Source organism: Micromonospora sp. NPDC049151 (assembly GCF_040648395.1).
GTDB lineage: Bacteria > Actinomycetota > Actinomycetes > Mycobacteriales > Micromonosporaceae > Micromonospora.
In genome coordinates this window covers 22337-28648 of record NZ_JBEZDP010000039.1, presented here as the reverse complement: position 1 = coordinate 28648, position 6312 = coordinate 22337, and the positions used below count along the sequence as shown (strand labels likewise).

At 73.3% G+C, this 6312-nt stretch carries 5 protein-coding genes; 4 read left to right on the top strand and 1 reads right to left on the bottom strand.

Features of this window, described 5'->3' with window-relative positions:
- Positions 1–125: 125 nt before the first annotated feature.
- Entirely contained in the window at positions 126–2252 is a 2127-nt protein-coding gene (locus AB0B20_RS28105) for an MMPL family transporter (RefSeq protein WP_357474811.1), read from the bottom strand.
- Between the two features lie 136 nt (positions 2253–2388).
- On the opposite strand from AB0B20_RS28105, the gene AB0B20_RS28100 reads away from it, so the two are divergent.
- From AB0B20_RS28100 to AB0B20_RS28085, 4 genes are all read left to right on the top strand, one after another.
- Positions 2389–2904, top strand: a complete 516-nt coding sequence (locus AB0B20_RS28100; protein WP_357381178.1) for a MarR family transcriptional regulator — start codon at positions 2389–2391, stop codon at positions 2902–2904.
- Positions 2901–4556, top strand: a complete 1656-nt coding sequence (locus AB0B20_RS28095) for a CocE/NonD family hydrolase (protein WP_357474814.1) — start codon at positions 2901–2903, stop codon at positions 4554–4556. The genes AB0B20_RS28100 and AB0B20_RS28095 overlap by 4 nt, the downstream gene beginning before the upstream one ends.
- Before the next feature lie 169 nt (positions 4557–4725).
- Positions 4726–5634 (top strand): hypothetical protein, encoded by a 909-nt coding sequence (locus AB0B20_RS28090; RefSeq protein WP_357474808.1) that lies wholly within the window; start codon positions 4726–4728, stop codon positions 5632–5634.
- 97 nt (positions 5635–5731) lie between these two features.
- Positions 5732–6307, top strand: coding sequence for a metalloregulator ArsR/SmtB family transcription factor (locus tag AB0B20_RS28085; RefSeq protein WP_357474804.1), 576 nt, complete (start codon positions 5732–5734; stop codon positions 6305–6307).
- The last annotated feature ends 5 nt before the right edge of the window (positions 6308–6312 follow it).

The window sequence follows — 6312 nt, the reverse complement described above, 5'->3', positions numbered from 1 at the left end:
GCACCATCCTCACCTGCCCCTGCGCTCCGTCCACCGAGGCGCGTGGCACCTTCATCGCCGACTACAAGGCGCTCAACGGCACCGACCCGGCGCGTACGCGCCCGGCCCCCGCCCGTCTGTTCGGCTCAGTCCCGTGCGGGAACCGGCTCGGCCGGCGCCACGGCGGGCGCGTCGGCGTCCCGGGCGATCCGCCCGGGCCACCAGAACCGGTCGCCGAGCAGGAACGCCAGCGCCGGCACCAGCACGGTACGGACCAGCAGCGTGTCCAGCAGCACGCCGAGGCAGACGATGATGCCGATCTGGGTGAGCGTGATCAGCGGCAGCACGCCGAGCACCGCGAACACCGCCGCGAGCAGCACACCCGCACTGGTGATCACGCCGCCGGTGACGCGCAGCGCGGACAGCATGCCGTCGCGGGTGCCGCTGCGCCGCGCGTCCTCCCGGGCCCGGGTGACCAGGAAGATGTTGTAGTCGACGCCGAGCGCCACCAGGAACACGAACGCGAGCAGCAGCACCCCGCTGTCCAGCGCCGGGAAGTCCAGCACGTGGTCGAAGAGCAGCCAGGCCGCGCCGAGGCTGGCGAAGAACGAGCCGATGACGGTGAGCACCAGCAGCAGCGGCGCCAGGATCCCGCGCAGCAGCAGCACCAGCACCGCGCCGACCAGCAGCAGGATGAGCGGCAGGATCAGCTGGAGGTCCTTGGTGTTCGCCTCGTTCGAGTCGTACGTGGCGGCCACCGAACCACCGACCAGCGCGCCGTCGGGGGCGTCCGCTCCGTCCACAGCGGGCGGCGCCGAATCCGGTACGGCGGCCACGGCGTCGCGCAGCGCCACCACGGCCCGGTCGGAGGCGGCGCTGCCCGGCTCGGCGGTGAGCACCACGTCGATCTGGGCGACCCGGTCCCCGGCGGTGCCGGGGCGGGCCGAGGCGACCCCGTCGACGTCGGAGGCGGCGGCGAGGACCGCCGGGGCGGCCTGTGGGTTGGTGATGACCGCGACCGGCTGGGTGCTGCCGGCCGGGAAGGCCCGGGCGAGCGTCTCCGCCCCGGCGACCGCCTCGGGCTTCTCGCTGAACTGCTCGGTCTCGGACAGCCCGGTACGGATGCCCAGGCCGCCGAGTGCGAGGCCGGCGAGCAGCAGGACGGCGAGCGCGGCGACCGGCAGCGGGCGGCGGACCACCAGCTCGCCGAGGCGGCCCCAGATCCGGCCCTCGCGGGCGGCGCTGCCGACCCGGGGGATGAACGGCCAGAACAGGCCCCGGCCGAACAGCAGCAGCGCGGCCGGAAGCACGAACAGCGCGGAGAGCATGGCGAGGATCACGCCGGTGGCGCAGGCCAGGGCCAGCGCCCGGTTGGTCTCCTGCTCGGAGAGCAGCAGCGTGAGCACGCCGAGGACGACGGTGCTGCCGCTGGCCAGGATCGGCTCGGCGGTACGGCGCAGCGCGGCGCGCATGGCGGCGAACCGGTCCTCCTCGCGGCGCAGTTCCTCCCGGTAGCGGGCGATGAGCAGCAGCGCGTAGTTGGTGGCGGCGCCGAAGACCAGCACGCTGGCGATGCCCGTCACCTGCCCGCTGGGCAGGTAGATGCCGAACGCGGGGACGAGGGACTCCACCACGCGCAGCGTGATCTGCTCGGTGGCGCCCACCACGAGCAGCGGCACCAGCCACAGGAACGGGCTGCGGTAGGTGATGAGCAGCAGCACCGCCACCACGGCGGCGGTGAACAGCAGCAGCGTGGTGTCGGCGCCCTCGAAGACCTTGCCCAGGTCGGCGGTGAACGCCGGGCCGCCGGTGACCTCGACGGTCAGCTCGCCGGGCAGGCCACCGACCGCCTCGCGGAGCTTCTCCACCTCGTCGACCACCGCCGACGGGCCGCCCTCGGTGGACAGCGGCACCGCGACCAGCGCCACGGTGCCGTCGGGGGAGACCTGGGCGGGGGAGACCCGCCCGCCGGCGGCGAGCGAGTTCAGCTCGCCGGCGATGCCGTCGAGCGTGCTGCGGTCCGTGCCGCTCAGCGGTGCCTGGTCGGCGCGGCTGACCACCACGAGGGCGGTCTGGGCGTCCTTGGAGGGCAACTGGTCCTGGAGCCGTTCGACCTGCGTCGACTGCCATTCCACGGACAGGCCGGTGCCGGACACCGGGTCGGGGTTGTCCGGCTTCGGCAGCCCGAAGGCGACCACGCCGACGACGAGCGCGACGGCCAGGGTGAGCCAGGCGGCGAGCCGGCCCCGGACGACGCGGGAGAACAGTGACATCGGATGCCCTCACATATTGGTCGCGGAGGATTCTCTCTGAGCGAGTATCTTGATAAGCGAGATTATCCGGGGTGGCTCTATGCTGCAACCGAACCGGTTCGGACAGGGGAGGCGACGAGCGGTGGCGGCGCACAGGATGTATCGGCGACGCGACGACCCGCGCGGTCGGATGGTCGCCGAGATCACAAACGACCTGCGCCGTTACTCGGTCGACGCCCAGCACATCGGGCACGCGTTCGCCGGGCTGCACGGGCTCAACGCCACCGACCTGTACGCCCTGATCGCGGTCATGGAGGCCGAGCTGGTGGGCGACCCGATCACTCCCGGCCGGCTCGGCGAGGCGCTCAACCTCTCCTCCGGCTCGGTGACCGCGCTCGTCGACCGGCTCGAGCGCGGCGGCCACATCCGGCGCGACCGGGACACCACCGACCGACGCAAGATCCTGCTGCACTACGCCGACCGGGGCGCCACGCTGGCGCAGAGCTTCTTCGGGCCGCTCGGCCGCCGTACCGACGAGGTGATGGACCGCTTCAGCGACGACGAGCTGGCCGTGGTGCGGCGGTTCATGGCCGAGATGGTGCACTCCATGCGTACCCACCGGGACGAGATCCGCGCCGCCCCGCGCCGCGGCGCCGGGTCCGGGGACGCCTGACCGTGCGGCTGGTCACCCGGGCCGCCGCCGCGGCGCTGCGACTGCCCGCCGCCCGCACCGGGCGGGTCGCGGTCCGCCGGGACATCCCGGTGCGGGTACGCGACGGAGTGACGCTGCGCACCGACCACTACGCGCCCGACCTGCCCGCCGCGCCGTGCGTGCTGATCCGCACGCCGTACGGGCGGGGCGGGCCGGTCCGGCTGCTGGGCCGCCTGATCGCCGAGCGGGGCTTCCACGTGGTGATCCAGTCGTGCCGCGGCACGTTCGGCTCCGGCGGCGAGTTCGCGCCGTTCGTGCACGAGCGCGACGACGGCCTGGACACGCTCGACTGGCTGCGCCGCCAGCGGTGGTGGACCGGCGCGTTCGGCATGTTCGGCGCCAGCTACCAGGGTTTCGTGCAGTGGGCGCTCGCCGCCGAGGCGGGCGAGGAACTGCGCGCGATGGTCGCCGTGGTGACCGCGTCGGCCACCCGCGACTCCACGTACGCGGGCGGGTCGTTCGCCCTGGACACGGTGCTCACCTGGGCCGAGCTGATCGAGGCGCAGACGGTGCCCTGGCTGGCCCGGCAGTGGGAACTCAAACGCGGCCAGCCCCGGCTCGCCCGCGCCCTGACGCACCTGCCGCTGGCCGAGGCCGACCGGATCGCCACCGGCGTGACGGTGCCGTTCTTCCAGGAGTGGCTGCGCCACCACACCCCCGGCGCCGACTACTGGCGCACCCGGGTCTTCGGCGACCGGATCACCGAGGTCCGCGCGCCGGTCGTCATGGTCAGCGGCTGGCAGGACATCTTCCTGCCCGCCCAGCTCGACGACTTCGCCCGCCTGCGGGCCGCCGGGGCGCGTCCCCGCCTCGTCGTCGGGCCGTGGACGCACGGCAGTCCCGGGCTGCTCCTGGCGTCGCTGCGGGAGGGGCTGGACTGGCTCGACGCGCACCTGGCCGGGCGGCCCGCGCCACAGCGGGCGCCGGTGCGGGTGCACGTCGGCGGCGTCGGCGGCGGCTGGCGCGACCTGCCGGACTGGCCGCCGCCCGCCACGCCGGTCCGGTGGTACCTGCGGTCCGGTGGCGCGCTCGCCCCGCAACCGCAGGAGCACGGCACGCCGGACCGCATCCGGTACGACCCGGCCGACCCGACCCCGTCGCTGGGCGGGCCGCTGCTGGTGGCCCAGCGGGCCGGCCCGGTGGACAACCGGCCGGTGGAGGCACGCCCGGACGTGCTCACGTACACCAGCGAGCCGTTGCGGGAGCCGGTCGAGGTGGCCGGGCCGGTACGCGCCGAGATCCACCTGCGCAGCGAACTGTCGTACCTGGACGTGTTCGTGCGTCTGTGCGACGTGGACCGGCGCGGGCGCTCGTGGAACGTCTGCGACGGCCTGGTGCGCGTCGAGCCGGGCCGGTTCCCGGGGGATGCGTCCGGCGTGGTCACCGTGCCGGTCCCGCTCTGGCCGGCCGCGTACCGCTTCGCGCCCGGGCACCGGCTGCGGGTGCAGGTCTCCGGCGGCGCCCACCCCCGGTACGCGCGCAACCCCGGCACCGGCGAGCCGCTCGGCACCGCCGTGACCCTCCGTGCTGGATGGCGGGAGATCCTCCACGATCGCGAGCATCCCTCGGCGCTGGTGCTGCCGCTCGTGCCGGCACCGTCCACAGCGGGATGATAGTTCAAAAAGCGCCCCTGAGCTGGGCATTTCTGCCTAACCGCAGTTAAGCTCGGAGCAAGTGCCCGGTGCCGTGCAGTTCTCCGGCGGGGCGCGTCCGCGGATCTCATGTCATCGCGCGGTGTGATTGTCGTGTCCTCGCCGGTCATCGATCGGAAGGGGATCTGCCATGACGTCGGCCCCGGCGAACCTGCTGGCCGTCCGGAATCTGTTACTCACCTACCTCAACGTCGACAAGAACGCCGTACGCGCCGACGACCTGGAGCCGGCGGAGGTCGGCATCGTCGGCGACGTCAACCACCGCGGCGGCTACCACTGCGGCTCCGACCGGGTCGTCACGAACGACTACTCCGTGGTGGAGTCCAGCCGGGACCGGTCCGGGCTCGCGCTCTACGCGTCGGCGCTGGACGTCGGCACGTTCTCCGTCCGCTCCGGCGGCGGTACGCACAACCTGCGGACGTTCTCCACCTGGATGGTGGCGCAGTGCGTGGCGAACGCGGCCGACACCCGGGACATCCGGGAGATCGTCTACTCCCCGGACGGGCGGACCGTACGCCGCTGGGACCGGCTGGGACGGCGCACCGGCGGCGACAGCAGCCACCTGTTCCACACCCACTTCAGCTTCTTCCGCGACTCCACGAAGGCGGGCCGGGACCAGACCCCGCTGTTCCGCCGCTACCTGACCGCGATCGGGATGATCGCCATCGCGAACCCGGAGGACGACATGGAACAGACCGACAAGCTCATCAACGACACCGGAGCCAAGAACCGTACCGTCGGCGACGTCCTGGCCGACCTGCAGAACCTGCGCAACTGGCTCATCTCGCCGGCCAACACCACCGGGCTGGTCAACCCGCCCATGGCGAACTCGCCGTTGCAGCAGATGCTGGCGATGCTGCGGGCCTGGCCGGCGCTGGTGGCGCAGGTGAACGAGCTGTCCGGCAAGGACTTCACCGACGAGGAGCAGATCGTCTCCGGGGTGCTGGCCGGGCTGCCGCCGGAGAAGATCGCCGAGGCCATCCCGCCGCAGATCGCCCGGGACGTCGCCGACGAGCTGTCCCGGCGGCTGACCGCCTGACCGTCCGGCGCCGCGACCGTCACATCGCGGCGCCCCGGTTCCCCGTAATCCGCAATATGTGTTGCGCAATGGTTCTTGCGGATGTCAGGCTCGCCGCATGGAACAGCCCTCCGTCCGGCAGATCACCGACTCGCGAGTGCTCGCCGCGCTCGCCCATCCGCTGCGCCGCCGGCTCATGGACGTGCTGAAGGTGTACGGCCCGTGCACCGTCGGCATGCTCGCCGAGCGCACCGACCAGGCACCGGCGAACGTGAGCCACCACCTCAAGGTGCTCGCCGCCGCCGACCTGCTGGTCGAGGCGCCCGAGCTGGCCCGGGACCGCCGGGAACGCTGGTGGAAGCCGCGCAACCGGGGCGTGCGCTGGTCCGAGTCCGACTTCGGCGACGACCCGTCCACCCGGGTCGTCGTCGAGGCCGCCGGCTCGCTCAACCTGGAGCGGCACGCCGAACTGGTACGGGCCTGGCATGCCGCGTCGGACGAGACGTACGCCGCCTGGAACGACGCGCCGTTCAGCACCGACCACTGGCTGCACCTGACCCCGGAGGAGCTGGACACGCTCGGCCGTGAGGTGATCGCCCTGCTCACCCGCTGGGCGGACCGGCCCGTCCCGGACGACGGGCAGCGCCGCGAGCCGGTCTTCGTGTTCGCCCACGGCGTTCCGGGCCGGCCGTGACCGCC